Source organism: Stenotrophomonas sp. 63632_Sma (assembly GCF_056482875.1).
In genome coordinates, this window is sequence record NZ_CM151220.1 from 2,156,322 (window position 1) to 2,171,373 (window position 15,052).

The window sequence follows — 15,052 nt, forward strand, 5'->3', positions numbered from 1 at the left end:
ATGTTCATTCTTCGAGGCCTGCGTCGGCAGCCTCGAACAGCTTCAGCCGGCCGCGCAGGCGCAGTACCGCCTGGCCGTGGATCTGGCAGACCCGCGACTCGCTCACGCCGAGCACCGCGCCGATCTCCTTCAGGTTCAGTTCCTGCTCGTAGTACAGCGAGAGCACCAGTTGTTCGCGCTCGGGCAGGTGGCCGATGGCCTTGCCCAGCTCGCGACCGAACTCACCGCGCTCCAGTACCTGCTGCGGGGTCGGCCCGCCCTGGGCGACGGTGTCCAGCTCGCCCTGGTCCTCGATGCGCGATTCCAGGCTCAGCACCTGGCCACGTGCAGCGTCTTCCATCAGCCGCAGGTACTCAGGCAGCGGCATCTCCATCGCGGCGGCCACTTCAGTGGCGCTGGCGGCACGGCCACTGCTCTGTTCCAGGCGGCGGATGGTGGCGGCGGCATCACGTGCACGGCGGTGCACCGAGCGCGGGACCCAGTCACCACGGCGGATCTCGTCGATCATCGAACCACGGATGCGGATCGAGGCGTAGGTCTCGAAAGAAGCACCCTGGTCGGCGTCATAGCTGCGCGAGGCTTCGATCAGGCCCATCATGCCGGCCTGGATCAGGTCGTCGACCTCGACGCTGGCCGGCAGGCGCGCGGCCAGGTGGTGGGCGATGCGCCGCACCAGGTCCGAATGCTGGGCGATGACTTCGTTTGCAGCCGAGCGCTGCACTTCCCTGTACTGGGCTGCGCCTTTCATGCCGTCACCCCACGCTGCTTGAGGATGCGTTCGAGGAAGAACTCGACGCCGCCACGCGGTTCGGTCGGCGCCTGCCAGCGCGCGGTACGGCGCGCGATCTCGGTGATCGCCAGCGCCGCCGGGCTGGACGGATAGGCCTTCACCACCGGCTGCTGGCGCTGCACCGACAGGCGCAGCCAGTCATCCTGCGGCACGCAGCCGAGGTAGTTCAGCGAGACATCGGCAAGGAACTTCTCGCAGACGCGGGTCAGCTTTTCGTACAGCACGCGGCCCTCGTTCGGGTCGCGCACCATGTTGGCCACCACCTGGATGCGGTCCACGCCGCGCTCGCGCGACAGCACCTTGATCAGTGCGTAGGCGTCGGTGATCGAGGCCGGCTCGTCACAGACCACCACCACGGTGTCCTGTGCGGCCTGGCAGAAGGTCAGCACGCCATCGGTGATGCCCGCGGCAGTGTCCACCACCATGATGTCCAGCTCGCGCTCCAGCTCGGAGAACACGTTGACCAGGCCAACGTGCTCAGCCGGGGCCAGCTCGGCCATGTGCCGGCGGCCGGATGCGGCCGGGACCACCAGTACGCCGTTCGGGCCTTCGACGATGACGTCGTCCAGCGAACAGCGCCCGGCGACCAGGTCGGCCAGGGTAAAGGTGGGGTTCAGGCCCAGGATCACGTCGATGTTGGCCAGGCCGAGGTCGGCGTCCAGCAGCAGCGTGCGCTTGCCCATGCCAGCCAGGGCCACGGCCAGGTTGGCCGACACATTCGTCTTGCCCACGCCGCCCTTGCCGCCAGTGACCGCAATGGTGCGCACAGGGCCGAGCGGCTCGCTGCGGGTGGCCGACAGCGGGAAGGTCTTGGTCAGCTTGGCGTACTCACGCGACGGCATGGTTCAACTCCGGGTTGCAGGGCATATCGGCCGCGCGGCGCAAATCTTCAAGGCGAAGTACAAGATTGGCTGCACTGGCCCGGTGCAGGTCCTCCGGGACGTCCTGGCCATCGGTCACCCAGGTGATCGGCAGGGCATGGTCCACGGCCACCGACAGGGCGTTGCCGAAGCGGCCGGTCTCGTCCAGCTTGCTCAGTACCAGGCCCTGCAGGTTGGCGGCGCCGAAGCGGCGGACCACCTCGTCCATGTCGCCGAAGCTGGTGTTGGCCGGCAGCACCAGCAGGGTGCGGACCTGGCGGGCGGCACGCAGCCACTGCAGCTGGGCGGCCAGGGCGCGGTCGCGCGGGCCCAGGCCGGCGGTGTCGATCAGCACCAGCTTGTAGTCCTTCAGGCGTTCCAGCAGCTGGTCCAGGTCGGTGCCGCTGTTGGCCTCGTGCACCGCGATGCCGAGCTGGCGGCCGTAGCCGTACAGCTGCTCGCGGGCACCGATGCGGGTGGTGTCGGTGGTGACCAGGGCCACGTCACGCGGCGCGTGCTTCTCGGCGAAGCGCGAGGCCAGCTTGGCGATGGTGGTGGTCTTGCCGGCGCCGGTCGGTCCGACCAGTGCGATCACACCACCTTCTTCCAGCGGGTCGACCGGGGCGATCGGCAGCTTGCGCGAAATCAGCCCCAGCATCAGGCCGCGGCCTCGATGGGCCTCGGTCTCCAGCGGGATCTGCATGGCCACGTCGCGGGCCAGGCCGGCATCGAAGCCATACTCGTCCATCAGGTCCAGCGCGGTGGCGCGCACCGGGCAGCCGCGCAGGCGCTCGTCGGTGAAGCGGTTCATCTCGCGCTCGATCACATGGCGCATGCCGGCCACTTCCTGGCGCAGCTGGCGGATCTCGGCGTCGTCCTGGGCCACCAGGGTCAGTGCCGGGGCTGGGGCCAGCACGGGGGCAGCGCCGGTTTCGTCGCTGGCTTCGACCGGTGCCGGTTCGCTGGCGACGATCCCGGGTTGCGCTTCGGTCACGGCAGCGGTAGGCAGCGGCGGCGGCTGCACGGCCGACGCCGCGCATTCGTGATGCGTCTCGTGCGGCGGGTCGATCTGGAAGCGGGCGCGGTTGGCCGGTGCGGCGGTGCTGGGCGCCGGTGCGACGATGGCTTCGGCGAACGGAGCGAAGGGCTGATCCGGCAGCGCCGGTTCGTTGACGGCGGCGCGTGCCAGGGTGGCGGCGAAGCCGGTGCTGCCGCGGGTCGGCACGATCTCGTCGGCGCTGTCCAGGGTGCGGCCGGTGGCGCCGACCGCAGCGCGGGCGAGGGCAGCCACGGCCGAGGTGGTTGCGGCGACCGGTTCCGGTGCCGGGGTGTTGCTGCGGCGGCGGGTGACCGCGGCGATCACCGCGTCGGCGGCGGTGCGCGGCTTCGGCGCCGGCGGCGGAGCGATGTCACGACGCGAGGCTTCCAGTGCACGCTGCACGGCGCTCTCGTCGTAGTTGGCGGCGGCGACGATCTCGATGCCTTCCTCGATCCGGCGGTTGGACAGGATCACGGCGTCAGGACCATGTTCCTTGCGCACCAGGTTCATGGCCGAGCGCATGTCGGCGGCGACGAATCGTTTGATTTTCATGCTGTGGTCACGGGACGAAGACGGCGGGGTGGCGGTCGGAGAACTCGGGTGGTCGGTGGTCTGCACGGTGCGGGTTCCCCTTGGTATCTGTCTGTTGCGTTGGTTCGAAAGTGGTGTCTGTTTTCTGGCGCATCGGAGGGCGGCGTCAGCTGATCGTTCCGACCAGCTTCAGGCGCTTGTCCTCCGGCACCTCGCTGTAGGCCAGGACCGACAGCGACGGAACGCTGTGGCGGACCAGGCGGGCCAGCGCGGCACGCACCGGGCCAGGTACCAGCACGACCGCGGGCTCGTTGCGGGCTTCCTGCTTGCTGACACATTCGGCCAGGCTCTGGTGCAGTCGCTCAGCGAGTCCGGGTTCCAGCGCGGCGCCGTTGCCCTGCGTGGACTCCTGCAAGACACGTTCCAATTGTGGGTTGAGCGTGAACACCGGCAGCTCCGCCGACATTCCGGCGATCTCCTGCACGATGAAACGACCCAGCGCGGTGCGCACCGCGGCGGTCAGTACGGCCGGGTCCTGGCTGTTCGGAGCGTGTTCGACCAGTGCTTCGGCGATCTTGCGCAGCTGGCGGATTGGAATGCGCTCGACCAGCAGGTTCTGCAACACGCGCACCACCGCCGACAGCGGCAGCGCCTTCGGCGTCAGATCTTCGACGAGCTTGGGCGCGCTCTTGGCCAGGTTGGCCAGCAGGTGCTGCACTTCCTCGTGGCCGAGCAGCTCGGGCGCGTGTTCGCGGATCAGGTGCGACAGATGGGTGGCGACCACGGTGGCCGGATCGACCACGGTGTAGCCCAGCGTTTCGGCCTGGGCACGCTGGTGCGGTTGGATCCAGGTCGCGTCCAGGCCGAACGCGGGGTCCTTGCCGGCGATGCCTTCCAGCGCGCCGAGCGCGCTGCCCGGGTCCAGTGCCAGCTCGCGGTCCGGATGGATCTCGGCGGTGGCCACCGGTACGCCGTGCACCAGCACGCGGTAGCCGTTGGCCGGCAGTTCCAGGTTGTCGCGGATGTGCACCGACGGGATCAGGAAGCCGACGTCCTGGGTCAGCTTGCGCCGCACGCCCTTGATGCGTGCCATCAGTTCGCCGCCCTGGCTGCTGTCCACCAGCGGAATCAGCCGGTAGCCGACCTCCAGGCCCAGCGGATCGACCGGGCGCAGTTCGTCCCAGCTCAGTTCGGCAGTCGGAGCCGGCGCGGCCGGGCGGCCGAGTGCGTTGAGCGCGGCAGCGTCATTGCCTGCGGCTGCCGGATCGGTGGCCGCGGCCTTGCCCTTGCGGTAGACCTTCCAGGCGATGAAGCCGAGGATCGCGGACAGTGTCAGGAAAGCGACGTTGGGCATGCCCGGCACCAGGCCGACCACGCCGATGATGCCGGCGGTGATCGCCAGCGCACGGTACTGCCCGAACACCTGGCCGGTCATGGCCTGGGCCATGTCCTGCGAGCGCGAGGCGCGTGTGACCAGCATGGCCACGGCGCTGGAGACCAGCAGCGCCGGCAGCTGCGCCACCAGGCCATCACCAATCGACAGCAGGGTGTAGGTGGCAGCGGCATCGCCAAACGGCATGCCATGCTGCAGCACGCCTACGGCCAGGCCGCCGAGCATGTTGATGAACAGGATCAGGATGCCGGCAATGGCATCACCACGGATGAACTTGCTGGCACCATCCATCGCGCCGTAGAAATCGGCTTCCTCGCGGACTTCCTCGCGGCGCAGCTTGGCTTCTTCACGCGTCAGCAAACCGGCGTTGAGGTCGGCGTCGATCGCCATCTGCTTGCCGGGCATCGCGTCGAGGATGAAGCGCGCGGTCACTTCCGAGACGCGGCCGGCGCCCTTGGTGATGACCACGAAGTTGATGATGGTCAGGATCGCGAACACCACGATGCCCACTGCGTAGTTGCCGCCGATCACGAATTCGCCGAACGCGGCGATGACCTTGCCCGCGGCGTCGTGGCCGTTCTGGCCGTTCAGCAGGATGACGCGGGTGGAGGCGACGTTCAGCGCCAGCCGCAGCATGGTGGTGATCAGCAGCACGATCGGGAAGATCGTGAAATCCAGTGGGCGCTTCACGTAGACCACCGCCAGCAGCACCATCAGCGAGATGGCGATGTTGAAGGTGAACAGCGCATCGAGCACCGGCGCGGCCAGCGGGACCACGACCATGGCCAGCAGGGCCAGCACGATCAGCGGTGCGCCAAGGCCCTGGCGGATCATTTCCAGCGCGCGGCGGGTGTTGAAACCGGTGGAGGGCTGGGCGCTCACGGGCGGCCTCCCTTGCCGAATTCATCCACCTGGATGTGCGGGGCGTCCGGCATCGGGCCAGTGCGCCAGGCGCGCAGCTGGTAGACGTAGGACAGGACCTGGGCGACGGCCGAATACAGTCTCACGGGGATTTCCTTTCCGAGTTGGCCTTCCCGATACAAGGCGCGTGCCAAAGGCGGGGCGGAGACGATCGCCACCTTGTTGCCGTCGGCCACTTCACGGATGCGCAGGGCGGTCTCATCCACACCCAGGGCGACCACTTTGGGGGCGTTCATGGCGCCGCCCTCGTACTTAAGGGCCACCGCGTAGTGGGTGGGGTTGACTACCACCACGTCGGCAGTGGGCACCGCCTCCATCATCCGGCGGTTGGCCATCTGCTGTTGCAGCTGGCGGATGCGGCCCTTGACCTCCGGGCTGCCCTCGCTTTCCTTCATTTCCCGGCGCAGCTCTTCACGGGTCATCTTCAGCTTGCGCATCCAGTTCCAGCGCTGGTAGGGCGCATCGATGGCGGCCAGCACCAGCATGGCGCCGGCGGTGGCCAGCAGCAGGCGCAGGGTGAAGCCGAGCCCGTCGGTGATGGCGGTCTCCAGCGGGTGGTGAATCAGCCCGCGCAGGGTGTCGAAGCCGGTCCACACCACCAGCCCGGCGGCAACGCCGACAAAAGCCACGCGCAACAACGACTTGGTGAACTCGGCGATGGCTTCCGGGCCATACAGGCGCTTGAGCCCGCTCATCGGGTTCATGCGGTTGAAGTCGGGCATCATCGCCTTCTGCGACCAGCGCAGGCCGCCCATCACCAGCGGGGCGACGAAGCTGGCCAGCAGGCAGACCAGCACCAGCGGCGCGATCACCAGCATGAACTGCAGCAGCAGGTCGCCGAAGTGGCCGAACAGTTCCTTCGGGTTCTGCCGCAGGCTCTGCTCTGGGCTGAGTGCATGCTTCATCCAGGCGCTTGCACCACGGCCGATCGAGCCGCTCATGGCCATCACCGCCAGCACGCCGGCGCCGAACACGGCGGCCGTTCCGAGCTCGCGCGAGCGCGGCAGGTTGCCCTGTTCACGGGCGTCGCGCAGGCGTTTTTCGGTAGGTTGTTCGGTCTTTTCGCCGGCGGATTCGTTCTCGGACATCACGGGCACTGCGGCAGGGGATGCCGGGGTGCGTGCAAGAAGTGTTCCGTGATGGGTTCATGTGCCAACCAAGGTTGGCATCTACCAGAGCAAGTGCAGGTGGGAGCGCAGCCTGGATTTACCCCGGCGGGTGCTGCGTCGGCGGGCTCTGCGCCAGTTCCACCCGAGGCCGCGGCAGGTCATGCAGCTGCATGAAGCGCGCCGCATCCACCGGACGGCCGAGCAGGTAGCCCTGCAGGTAATCGCAGCCCAGCCGCTCCAGGTAGGCGCGCTGCGCGGCGGTCTCCACGCCCTCGGCGACGATGTCCATGTCCAGCGCGTGGCCCAGCGCCACGATCGCCGAGACGATCACCACGTCCTCGGCGCTGTGCTCCAGGTCGCGTACGAAGGCGTGGTCGATCTTGATTTCGGTGGCCGGCAACCGCTTCAGGTACAGCAGGCTGGAATAGCCGGTGCCGAAGTCATCGATGGAGATGCCCACGCCCAGTGCCGAGAGCGCCTGCAGCAGGCGCAGGCTGGTATCGGTATCGCGCATCACCGTGCTTTCGGTGATCTCCAGCACCAGGTGGCGTGGGGCAATGTCGTAGCGTTCGATCACTTCACGCACATCCTGCAGCAGGTGCGGCGAACTGAACTGCACCGGCGACAGGTTCACCGACATCGACCAGCCCTCGTGGCCGGCATCGTGCCAGCGGCGCAGCTGCTGGCAGGCCTGGTCCAGCGCCCAGCGCCCGATCTCATTGATCGCACCGCTGCGTTCGGCCAGCCGGATGAAGCGGTCCGGCGGGATCAGGCCATGCTCCGGATGGCGCCAGCGGATCAGCGCTTCGGCACCGGCCACCTTCTGCGTGGCTACCTGGATCTTCGGCTGGTAGTGCAGGAACAGCTGCTCGCTGCCGATGGCCCGGCGCAGGTCGGCCAGCAGCCGGAACTGTTGTTCGGCGCTGTCATTCATCCAGTCGGCGAACAGCACGAAGGCGTTGCGTCCGGATTCCTTGGCCTGGTACATCGCTGCATCGGCAAAGGCCATCAGCTGCCGCTCGCTGGCAGCGTGATCCGGACAGATCGCCACGCCGATGCTGGCGGTCACCTGCAGTTCGTTGTCGGCCAGCAACGGCCCGCTGCCGACCGCCTGCAGGATGCGCCGGGCCAGCGTCGGCAGGTCCTCGTCGTGCTCGATGCGCACCACCAGCACGAATTCGTCACCGCCCAGACGGGCCAGCATGTCGTTGGGCCGAAGCAGCTGGCGCGTGCGTTCGGCCACCGCAACCAACAGTGCATCGCCGGCCTGGTGGCCGTAGGCATCGTTGACCTGCTTGAAGCCATCCAGGTCCATGAACATCACCGCGAAGCGGCTGCCGCCCTGTTCGGCCTCGGCCAGCGCCTGCACGATCCGACGCTGCAGCAGCAGGCGGTTGGGCAGGCGGGTAAGCGGGTCGTGCAGTGCGGCCTGGGTCAGTTCCTGCTGTGCGTCGGTCAGTGAGGTACTCAACAGGGAATTGCGCAGGCGCAGCAGCTGCGCCTCCACCCGCTGGTCCAGCCAGGAGACCACCAGCACCACGGCCAGGATGGCGACGGTCAGCACCACCACCAGCATGGCCAGCCATTCGCTCTGCAGCCCATCGCCGACGGCTGCGCCGCAGATGCTGCCTTCCGGAAAGCGTGCGGCGGCCATGCCGGTGTAGTGCATGCCGACGATGGCCAACCCGAGCAGGCCGGCAGCCGCGAGCCGGTCGCCGACACGGGTGCGCTGCGCGCGCAGGCGGAACGCCACGTACAGCGCCGTCCACGAGGCGGCCACCGCCACCATCAGCGAAAAAAGCAGCCAGCCCGGGTCGTAGTCGATGCCCGGCTGCATGCGCATTGCGGCCATGCCAACGTAATGCATGCCGGCAATGCCGGTGCCCATCAGCAGCGCGCCACCGGCCAACCGCGGGTGGGGCAGGGTACGCAGCGAAACCAGCCATAGCGCGAACACCGATGAGGCGATCGCCAATGCGAGGGAAAGCAGGGTGATCGGCAGGTCGTAGCCGAGCGGAATGGGCAGATCGAAGGCGAGCATGCCGATGAAGTGCATCGACCAGATGCCCAGGCCCATGGCGAAGCCACCACCGAGGCGCCACCACCACGCCGCGCCCTTGCCGGGTGCAGTGACCGTGCGCCCGGCCATCGCCAGCGCGGTGTACGAAGCCATCACGGCCACCAGCAGCGAGATCGCCACCAGCCACGGGTTGTACGTGCCTACCAGCATTCGTCAGTCTCCCGGACCTGCCTGTCGACGGAAACCACGGTGGGGCATGCATGAGGCAGGCCGACGCACGGCGCCGGCCACGTGCGGCATCCCCCCGGTTGCCGCGTATTCACTCTAACGCGCAGACCCGGGGGAAGGGCAAGCAGTAAAACGTGATGATCCGGTCAGTGTGTGACCGTGTCCGCAGCCTGGAAGGCGGCATCGAAGAGGCGCTGTACCGGCGGACCCATTTCCCCGGCCAGCAGCGCCAGCAGGAACAGGCCCAGCAGCAGAGACACTGGCAGGCCGAGCTGGATCGGGTTCAGCGCCGGGGCCGCACGGGCCAGTACGCCGAACGCCAGGTTCACCGCCAGCATTGCCACAGTCAGCGGGATCGCCAGGGTCAATGCGCCGCGCAGTACGGTCAGCAGGAAGGTTGGGGCGATGCTGAAGAAGGCGTGCGGGTCCGGCAGCGGGGCGCCGATCGGCAGCGCCCGGTAGCTGTCCACCACCAGCGAGATCAGCGCCAGGTGCCCGTTGGCGGTGAAGAACAGCAGGCCGAACAGCAGATAGAACCACTGGCCGATCACGCCGGAGGTGCCGCCACGCAATGGGTCACTCATCTGCGCGAAGGCCAGGCCGGTGCCCTGGGCGATCAGTTCGCCGGCCATCGCGCCGGCCTCGAACACCAGCCGAAGCAGGAAGCCGATGGATACGCCGATGGCCAGTTCACGGGCGATGGTAAGGACCGTGGCGGCATCGAAACCGGTCCAGTCCGGTACCGGCGGCAGCAGCGGCGCCAGTGCGATGGCCAGGGTGCCAGCCAGCACCACGCGCACCCGCGCGGGAACGGCACGGGTGCCGACCATCGGCATGGCCATGGCCACTGCGCCGATGCGCAGCATGGTCCACAGCACGGTGCCGATCATGCCGAAGGCCTGCAGGCCGTCGGCAGCCATCTGGGTGGCGGCGTCCATCGAAGCGCGTGTCCTAGCCGATCAGGTGTGGAATGCGCTGGAACAGCAGCGTGGTGAACTCCACCAGGTGGCCGATCAGCAGGCTGCCCAGCGCGAACAGCACCGCGGTCAGCGCCGCCGCCTTGGCAACGAAGGCGATGGTCGGCTCATTGAGCTGGGTCGCGGCCTGCACCACGCCCACCACCACACCGACCACCAGCACGGTGAGCAGCAGCGGGCCGGCCACCCACAACACGGTGATCAGGCCGCCACGCAGTTCGGTCAGGGCAAGTTCGGGAGTCATTCGGGTTCCATCTGCTCATGTAGAGTCGAGCCGCGCTCGACTGTGCTTCTGTAGAGTCGAGTCATGCTCGACTGCCTCTCGATCACGCCGGATTGAAGCTCGCCGCCAAGGTGCCGACGGTCAGCACCCAGCCATCCACCAGCACGAACAGCAGGATCTTGAACGGTGCCGACACCAGCATCGGCGACAGCATCATCATGCCCATCGACATCAGCACGCTGGCCACGACCAGGTCGATGATCACGAACGGAATGAAGATCAGGAAGCCGATCTCGAAGGCGGTCTTCAGTTCACTGGTGACGAACGAGGCGACCAGCACCGGGAACGGGATCGCGTCGGGGCTGGCGTAGGTGCCATGCCCGGCGATGCCGGCAAAGGTCATCAGGTCGGTCTCGCGGATCTGCGCCAGCATGAAGGCGCGTAGCGGCGAGGTGGTCAGCGTCCAGGCGGTCTGGAAGTCGATCTCGCCATTGAGGTAGGGCGCCATGCCGGTGCTCCAGGCCTTGTCCCAGGTCGGCAGCATGATCATTGCGGTGAGGAACAGGGCCAGGCCCAGCAGCACCTGGTTGGACGGCGTCTGTCCGGTGCCCAGTGCCTGGCGCAGCAGGCCCAGCACGATGATGATGCGGGTGAACGAGGTCAGTACCAGCAGCATCGACGGGATCAGGGTGATCGCGGTCATCAGCAGCAGGGTCTGCAGCGGCAGGCTGACCGGTGCACCGCCGATCTTGCCGACGTTGATGTCCGGCAGCGGCGTGGTCGGGGCACCGGGTGCGGCGAATGCCAGCGCCGGCAACAGGCACAGGGCGAGCATCAGCAGCCACGGCATCAGGGTGGCAAGACGGGTACGGGTGACACGCATGTCAGGGATCCTTGCGCAGCCGCTGCTGCAGCAGCTGGGCGAAATTCGGCAGGTTCTTGAAGTCCGGCACGCGCACCGGCGCGGGCGCCGGCAGCGGTTCGGGCAGGGTGTGCAGGGTGTTGATACCGCCGGCGGTGACGCCCAGCAGCAGCTGCTGGCCGTTGACCTCGACCACCACCACGCGCTCCTTGGCACCGACACTCAGGCTGGCCACCACCTTCATGCCGTCGGCCGGGCGGAAGCCGCTGCCGGGCAGGCGCTTTAGCAGCCAGCCGAGGCCGATGACCAGCGCCAGCACGGCCAGCAGCGCCAGCACCGCACCGAACAGGCTCGGTGCGGCGGCCGCGTGCTGGCCGACCTGCGGACCGATCGGTGCGGCGGTCTTGCCGACCGCCAACAGGGTGGAGGCCAGCAGGCTCAACGCAGTCTCCGGATCCGCTCGCTCGGGCTGACCACGTCGGTCAGGCGCACGCCGAAGCGGTCGTTGATCACCACCACCTCGCCGTGGGCGATCAGGGTGCCGTTGACGAACACGTCCAGCGACTCGCCGGCACCGCGTTCCAGTTCCACCACCGAGCCCTGGTTGAGCTGCAGCAGATTGCGGATCGGCAGGCGGGCACGACCGACTTCCAGCGACAGGGTCACCGGCACGTCGAGGATCACGTCCAGGTTGAGGTCGGCGCCGGCCCCTTCTTCGGCCTGCAGGGTGCCGAACTGGGCCGGGGTCGGTTCGAGGGCGTCGATATCGTTCATTGCGGGTCTTCCTGGATGACGGGTGCGCGCGGGCGGGTGCCCGGCGGATGGGTAGCGGTGATCTTCACGGCGTTCATGCCGTTGGCGATGCCGAACTCGCCGGTGAACACCGGGATGTTCTCCACGCACAGCGGCACCTGCGGGCTGAGCTCGATCGGCAGGATGTCGCCGACCTTCAGCTGGGTCAGGTCACGCAGGGTCATGCGCTTGCTGGCCAGTACGCTGGACAGGGTCACCTCGGCGATGTTGAGCTGTTCGCGCAGGGTCTGGCCCCAGCTTTCGTCGCGATCATTGCGGTCGCTCTGGATGCCAGCGTCGAGCAGCTCGCGGATCGGTTCCAGCATCGAATACGGCAGGGTCACATGGATGTCGCCGCCACCGCCGTCGAGCTCGACGTGCAGCCGGCACACCACCACGTACTCGCGCGGCGTCACGATGTTGGCGAAGTGCGGGTTGATCTCCGAGTTGATGTACTCGAAGTCGACATCCATCACCGGTGCCCAGGCCTCGCGCAGGTCGGCGAAGGTCTGCTTCAGCAGCAGGTGGATCACCCGCATTTCGGTGGCGGTGAACTCGCGGCCTTCAATGCGGGTCGGGTAGCGCCCGTCGCCGCCAAAGAAGTTGTCGACGATGGCGAACACCAGGGTCGGTTCGAACACGATCAGGCCGGTACCGCGCAGCGGCTTGAAGCGGATCAGGTTCAGGTTGGTCGGCACATACAGCGAGTGCATGTAGTCGTTGAACTTGATCAGCTCGATGCCGCGCACCGACAGTTCGGCCGAACGGCGGATCAGGTTGAACAGGCCGATCCGCCACAGGCGCGCGAAGCGCTCATGGACCATTTCCAGGGTCGGCATGCGACCGCGGATGATGCGGTCCTGGCTGGCGAAGTCGTACGAACGTGCTTCGCCTGACGGCGGTTCCGCATCGGTCTCGACCGCGCCACTGTCCACGCCGTGGAGCAGGGCATCGATCTCGTCCTGGGACAGCAGATCATTCATCTGTGGGCCCTTACTGGGTCACGAAGCTGGTGAACAGCAGATCGTCGGCGCCGTTGCTGCCGGTCTCGGCCTTGAGCACTTTCTGCACTTCGGCCAGCGAAGCGGCCTGCAGCTTCTGCTTGCCGGCGATGTCGGCGATCTGGTCGGGGCTGACCTGCGAGAACAGCATCAGCAGGCGTGCGCGAATGGCTGGCGCATGCGTCTTGATCGCTTCCAGTGCAGCGGGATCGCGGGTCATCAGCTGCACTTCCAGCTGCAGGTAGCGCGGGCCGTCGACCGGGCCGTTGAGATTGACCACGAAGGCCGGGTCCAGCGCGAAGTACTGCGCCGGTGCCGGAGTACTGGCCTTCTTCGGGGCCTGCGCGGTCTTCTCTTCGTGCTTGGACTGGGTGAAGAACCAGACGCCGCCACCGGCGGCAGCGGCGGCGAGCACGGCCACCAGTGCGGTGATCAGGATCGGACTACGCGGCTTGGCGGCCTTGTCCTTCTCGGCGGTCTTCTTGGTTTTGTCAGCGGCTGCGGCCACGGGGTGAAGCTCCTGAGGGTTGCTTCACCGGGATATGCAAGGGGTGTGCCGGAGCCGGGGCAGAGGGGTGCGACGGAATTCCGTCGGGGTGCCGGTGGGGCCGTGCGGAGCACGCTCCGCACCCACCAACGCGATACTGGTAGGTGCCAACCGTCCCGCTCTGGTGGGTGCCAACCTTGGTTGGCACGTCTGTCAGGCGTACGCGTCCAGCAACCCGCGCTGGCGGATCAACTGCGCGGACGACACGCTGGCCTCGCCCGGCGACGGTTCTCCGTCACCCGCGATGCCGCCGCCACTGGCCTGGCCTGACGCATTGCCGTCACCACCGGGCGCCTGATGACCAACATCAGCATGAGCCAGCTGGAAGCCCTGCTCGCCGAGGAGTTCGCGCAGGCGCGGCAGGCTGCTTTCCAGTGCCTGGCGCACATCCACGTGTGGGCTGCTGAAGCTGGCATGCACCTTGTCGCCGTTCAACTGCAGGCGCACATCGACCGGGCCCATGTCGTCCGGACTCAACCGGATGTGGGCGTGGCCGATCTTCTGGTCGGCCAGCCAGCCCAGGCGCGCGCCGACGGCCTGGTCGAAACCATCGTCACCGAGCACCGGCTTCGGCGTCGGCTCGCCATTGAAGATGGCATTGCCGGTGGCCAGCGCGGCTTTCAGATCCTGCACGGCCGCATTGCTTGGCGCATGCAGCAGCGGCGCTGCGGCACGGTCGCCGATGAAGGTTGCGTCGCTGTCTTCGCCACGTTCGTTGCGCTTGCCGGGCAGCACCAGTTCAGGCAACGGCAGCGTGGCTGTCTGGTCGGTGCCGCTGCTGGTGGTGGACGATGTGGCAGCCGCCGCTGTGGATGGCAGGGCTGCGGCGGCCGGCAGTGCGGCGGGGGCGGGTAGTGCGTTGCCGTCTACGTCGGTAGCCGTTGCGGCCACTGTTGGCAGAGCGGCGGCAGGATCGGCAGGCGCGGGTACCGCCAGCACCAGCCCGGCCAGGCCGAGTGGCGGCCAAGGGGCTTCCTCGGTCGCCGCCGGGGTGTCCTTTTCGGCAACCGGCTTGGCCGGTGCTGTGGGCACCGTGGCGGCGGTCTCTTCGGGGACGGCAGTGCTGTCCGGCCTGCGCTCGGCGCCGGCCTGGCCAGTGCTGTCCGATGCCGGTCCCTGCGTGGACGGCATAGGCGAGTTCGAGGGTTTCGAGGGTGCATCGGCAGCCGGCGAGCCACCGTGCAGCAGTTGGCTGAACTCCTTGTTGCCATCACCGCGTGGCGCGCGGGGTGCGCTGCTGCCGGAATGCTGTGGCTGCGCGTTGGCGCTGCTGGCCAATGGCGCGGGCATCACGAGCGGCCCCCCTGCTCGGCGCCGTCCTGATCTTCGGCCTGCACCAGGCGGGCGCGACGCGCGCCAATGTCGTCCATCTCGCGCTGGTCGCGGCGGTCCGTCACTACCTTTTCCTGTGCGCGGTAGCTGGCGGCCAGCTGTTCCAGCACGGCCTTGTCACGGCTGGCCAGGATCAGGCGGGCGCGCTCGGCTTCCACCTTTTCGCGGTTGCCGTTGACCGTGGCCTGCTGCTGCTCCACCGCACTGTCGAGACGGTCGAGGAAGGCGCGCCGGTTCAGCAGCTGCGCCGGGCTGGTCGCCGCCATCTGCGCGTTCGCGTATTCCTCGGCATAGCGGCGCAGTTCGTCCAGTCGCGATAGATGGGTATCGAGCACGCGCTGGCGTTCGGCCAGATCGCGGGCGACTGCGTCCTCGTGTTCCTGGGCCCGCTTGAGCAGGGGATCGATGCGCTTGGACTGGTTCATGG

Annotated in this window: 15 protein-coding genes; all 15 read right to left on the reverse strand. The window is 67.8% G+C overall.

Features of this window, described 5'->3' with window-relative positions:
* Positions 1 to 4 precede the first annotated feature (4 nt).
* On the reverse strand, positions 5 to 748 hold the full coding sequence (locus tag ACZK45_RS09965; protein WP_049401180.1) for an RNA polymerase sigma factor FliA: 744 nt from the start codon (positions 746 to 748) through the stop codon (positions 5 to 7).
* Entirely contained in the window at positions 745 to 1,632 is an 888-nt protein-coding gene (locus tag ACZK45_RS09970; RefSeq protein ID WP_125895422.1) for a MinD/ParA family ATP-binding protein, read from the reverse strand. Before ACZK45_RS09970 ends, ACZK45_RS09965 begins: the two co-directional genes overlap by 4 nt.
* Positions 1,619 to 3,241, reverse strand: a complete 1,623-nt coding sequence (flhF, locus tag ACZK45_RS09975) for a flagellar biosynthesis GTPase FlhF (protein ID WP_180837599.1) — start codon at positions 3,239 to 3,241, stop codon at positions 1,619 to 1,621. Before flhF ends, ACZK45_RS09970 begins: the two co-directional genes overlap by 14 nt.
* Before the next feature lie 145 nt (positions 3,242 to 3,386).
* A complete protein-coding gene (gene flhA, locus ACZK45_RS09980; RefSeq protein WP_153855598.1) occupies positions 3,387 to 5,447 on the reverse strand; it encodes a flagellar biosynthesis protein FlhA in 2,061 nt (686 codons plus the stop codon).
* A gap of 44 nt (positions 5,448 to 5,491) precedes the next feature.
* Positions 5,492 to 6,622 carry a flagellar biosynthesis protein FlhB gene (gene flhB / locus ACZK45_RS09985; RefSeq protein ID WP_107432403.1) on the reverse strand — a complete coding sequence of 377 codons (1,131 nt, stop codon included), beginning with the start codon at positions 6,620 to 6,622 and terminating at the stop codon, positions 5,492 to 5,494.
* Positions 6,623 to 6,740: 118 nt separating this feature from the next.
* On the reverse strand, positions 6,741 to 8,873 hold the full coding sequence (locus ACZK45_RS09990; RefSeq protein WP_121503205.1) for a putative bifunctional diguanylate cyclase/phosphodiesterase: 2,133 nt from the start codon (positions 8,871 to 8,873) through the stop codon (positions 6,741 to 6,743).
* A 164-nt stretch (positions 8,874 to 9,037) separates the two neighbouring features.
* Positions 9,038 to 9,829 carry a flagellar biosynthetic protein FliR gene (fliR, locus tag ACZK45_RS09995; RefSeq protein ID WP_012510964.1) on the reverse strand — a complete coding sequence of 264 codons (792 nt, stop codon included), beginning with the start codon at positions 9,827 to 9,829 and terminating at the stop codon, positions 9,038 to 9,040.
* Positions 9,830 to 9,842: 13 nt separating this feature from the next.
* Entirely contained in the window at positions 9,843 to 10,112 is a 270-nt protein-coding gene (locus ACZK45_RS10000) for a flagellar biosynthetic protein FliQ (protein ID WP_012510965.1), read from the reverse strand.
* A gap of 82 nt (positions 10,113 to 10,194) precedes the next feature.
* Complete coding sequence (gene fliP / locus ACZK45_RS10005; RefSeq protein ID WP_043395553.1) at positions 10,195 to 10,974, reverse strand: flagellar type III secretion system pore protein FliP; 780 nt, start codon at positions 10,972 to 10,974, stop codon at positions 10,195 to 10,197.
* 1 nt (position 10,975) lies between these two features.
* On the reverse strand, positions 10,976 to 11,395 hold the full coding sequence (gene fliO, locus ACZK45_RS10010; RefSeq protein ID WP_125895418.1) for a flagellar biosynthetic protein FliO: 420 nt from the start codon (positions 11,393 to 11,395) through the stop codon (positions 10,976 to 10,978).
* Positions 11,392 to 11,727 carry a flagellar motor switch protein FliN gene (fliN, locus tag ACZK45_RS10015; RefSeq protein WP_012510967.1) on the reverse strand — a complete coding sequence of 112 codons (336 nt, stop codon included), beginning with the start codon at positions 11,725 to 11,727 and terminating at the stop codon, positions 11,392 to 11,394. Before fliN ends, fliO begins: the two co-directional genes overlap by 4 nt.
* On the reverse strand, positions 11,724 to 12,728 hold the full coding sequence (gene fliM / locus ACZK45_RS10020) for a flagellar motor switch protein FliM (RefSeq protein ID WP_032129211.1): 1,005 nt from the start codon (positions 12,726 to 12,728) through the stop codon (positions 11,724 to 11,726). Before fliM ends, fliN begins: the two co-directional genes overlap by 4 nt.
* Positions 12,729 to 12,738: 10 nt before the next feature.
* Complete coding sequence (locus ACZK45_RS10025; protein WP_049421892.1) at positions 12,739 to 13,254, reverse strand: flagellar basal body-associated FliL family protein; 516 nt, start codon at positions 13,252 to 13,254, stop codon at positions 12,739 to 12,741.
* Between the two features lie 192 nt (positions 13,255 to 13,446).
* A complete protein-coding gene (locus tag ACZK45_RS10030; RefSeq protein WP_125895417.1) occupies positions 13,447 to 14,583 on the reverse strand; it encodes a flagellar hook-length control protein FliK in 1,137 nt (378 codons plus the stop codon).
* Positions 14,583 to 15,050: a flagellar export protein FliJ gene (gene fliJ, locus ACZK45_RS10035; RefSeq protein WP_005416437.1), complete on the reverse strand. Its 468-nt coding sequence runs from the start codon at positions 15,048 to 15,050 to the stop codon at positions 14,583 to 14,585. Before fliJ ends, ACZK45_RS10030 begins: the two co-directional genes overlap by 1 nt.
* Positions 15,051 to 15,052: the final 2 nt, after the last annotated feature.

Coding starts and splice junctions, on each gene's coding strand:
- ACZK45_RS09965 (WP_049401180.1), bottom strand. CDS start 748: ATGAAAGGCGCAGCCCAGTACAGGGAAGTGCAGCGCTCGGCTGCAAAC.
- ACZK45_RS09970 (WP_125895422.1), bottom strand. CDS start 1,632: ATGCCGTCGCGTGAGTACGCCAAGCTGACCAAGACCTTCCCGCTGTCG.
- flhF (WP_180837599.1), bottom strand. CDS start 3,241: ATGAAAATCAAACGATTCGTCGCCGCCGACATGCGCTCGGCCATGAAC.
- flhA (WP_153855598.1), bottom strand. CDS start 5,447: ATGATCCGCCAGGGCCTTGGCGCACCGCTGATCGTGCTGGCCCTGCTG.
- flhB (WP_107432403.1), bottom strand. CDS start 6,622: ATGTCCGAGAACGAATCCGCCGGCGAAAAGACCGAACAACCTACCGAA.
- ACZK45_RS09990 (WP_121503205.1), bottom strand. CDS start 8,873: ATGCTGGTAGGCACGTACAACCCGTGGCTGGTGGCGATCTCGCTGCTG.
- fliR (WP_012510964.1), bottom strand. CDS start 9,829: ATGGACGCCGCCACCCAGATGGCTGCCGACGGCCTGCAGGCCTTCGGC.
- ACZK45_RS10000 (WP_012510965.1), bottom strand. CDS start 10,112: ATGACTCCCGAACTTGCCCTGACCGAACTGCGTGGCGGCCTGATCACC.
- fliP (WP_043395553.1), bottom strand. CDS start 10,974: ATGCGTGTCACCCGTACCCGTCTTGCCACCCTGATGCCGTGGCTGCTG.
- fliN (WP_012510967.1), bottom strand. CDS start 11,727: ATGAACGATATCGACGCCCTCGAACCGACCCCGGCCCAGTTCGGCACC.
- fliM (WP_032129211.1), bottom strand. CDS start 12,728: ATGAATGATCTGCTGTCCCAGGACGAGATCGATGCCCTGCTCCACGGC.
- ACZK45_RS10030 (WP_125895417.1), bottom strand. CDS start 14,583: ATGCCCGCGCCATTGGCCAGCAGCGCCAACGCGCAGCCACAGCATTCC.
- fliJ (WP_005416437.1), bottom strand. CDS start 15,050: ATGAACCAGTCCAAGCGCATCGATCCCCTGCTCAAGCGGGCCCAGGAA.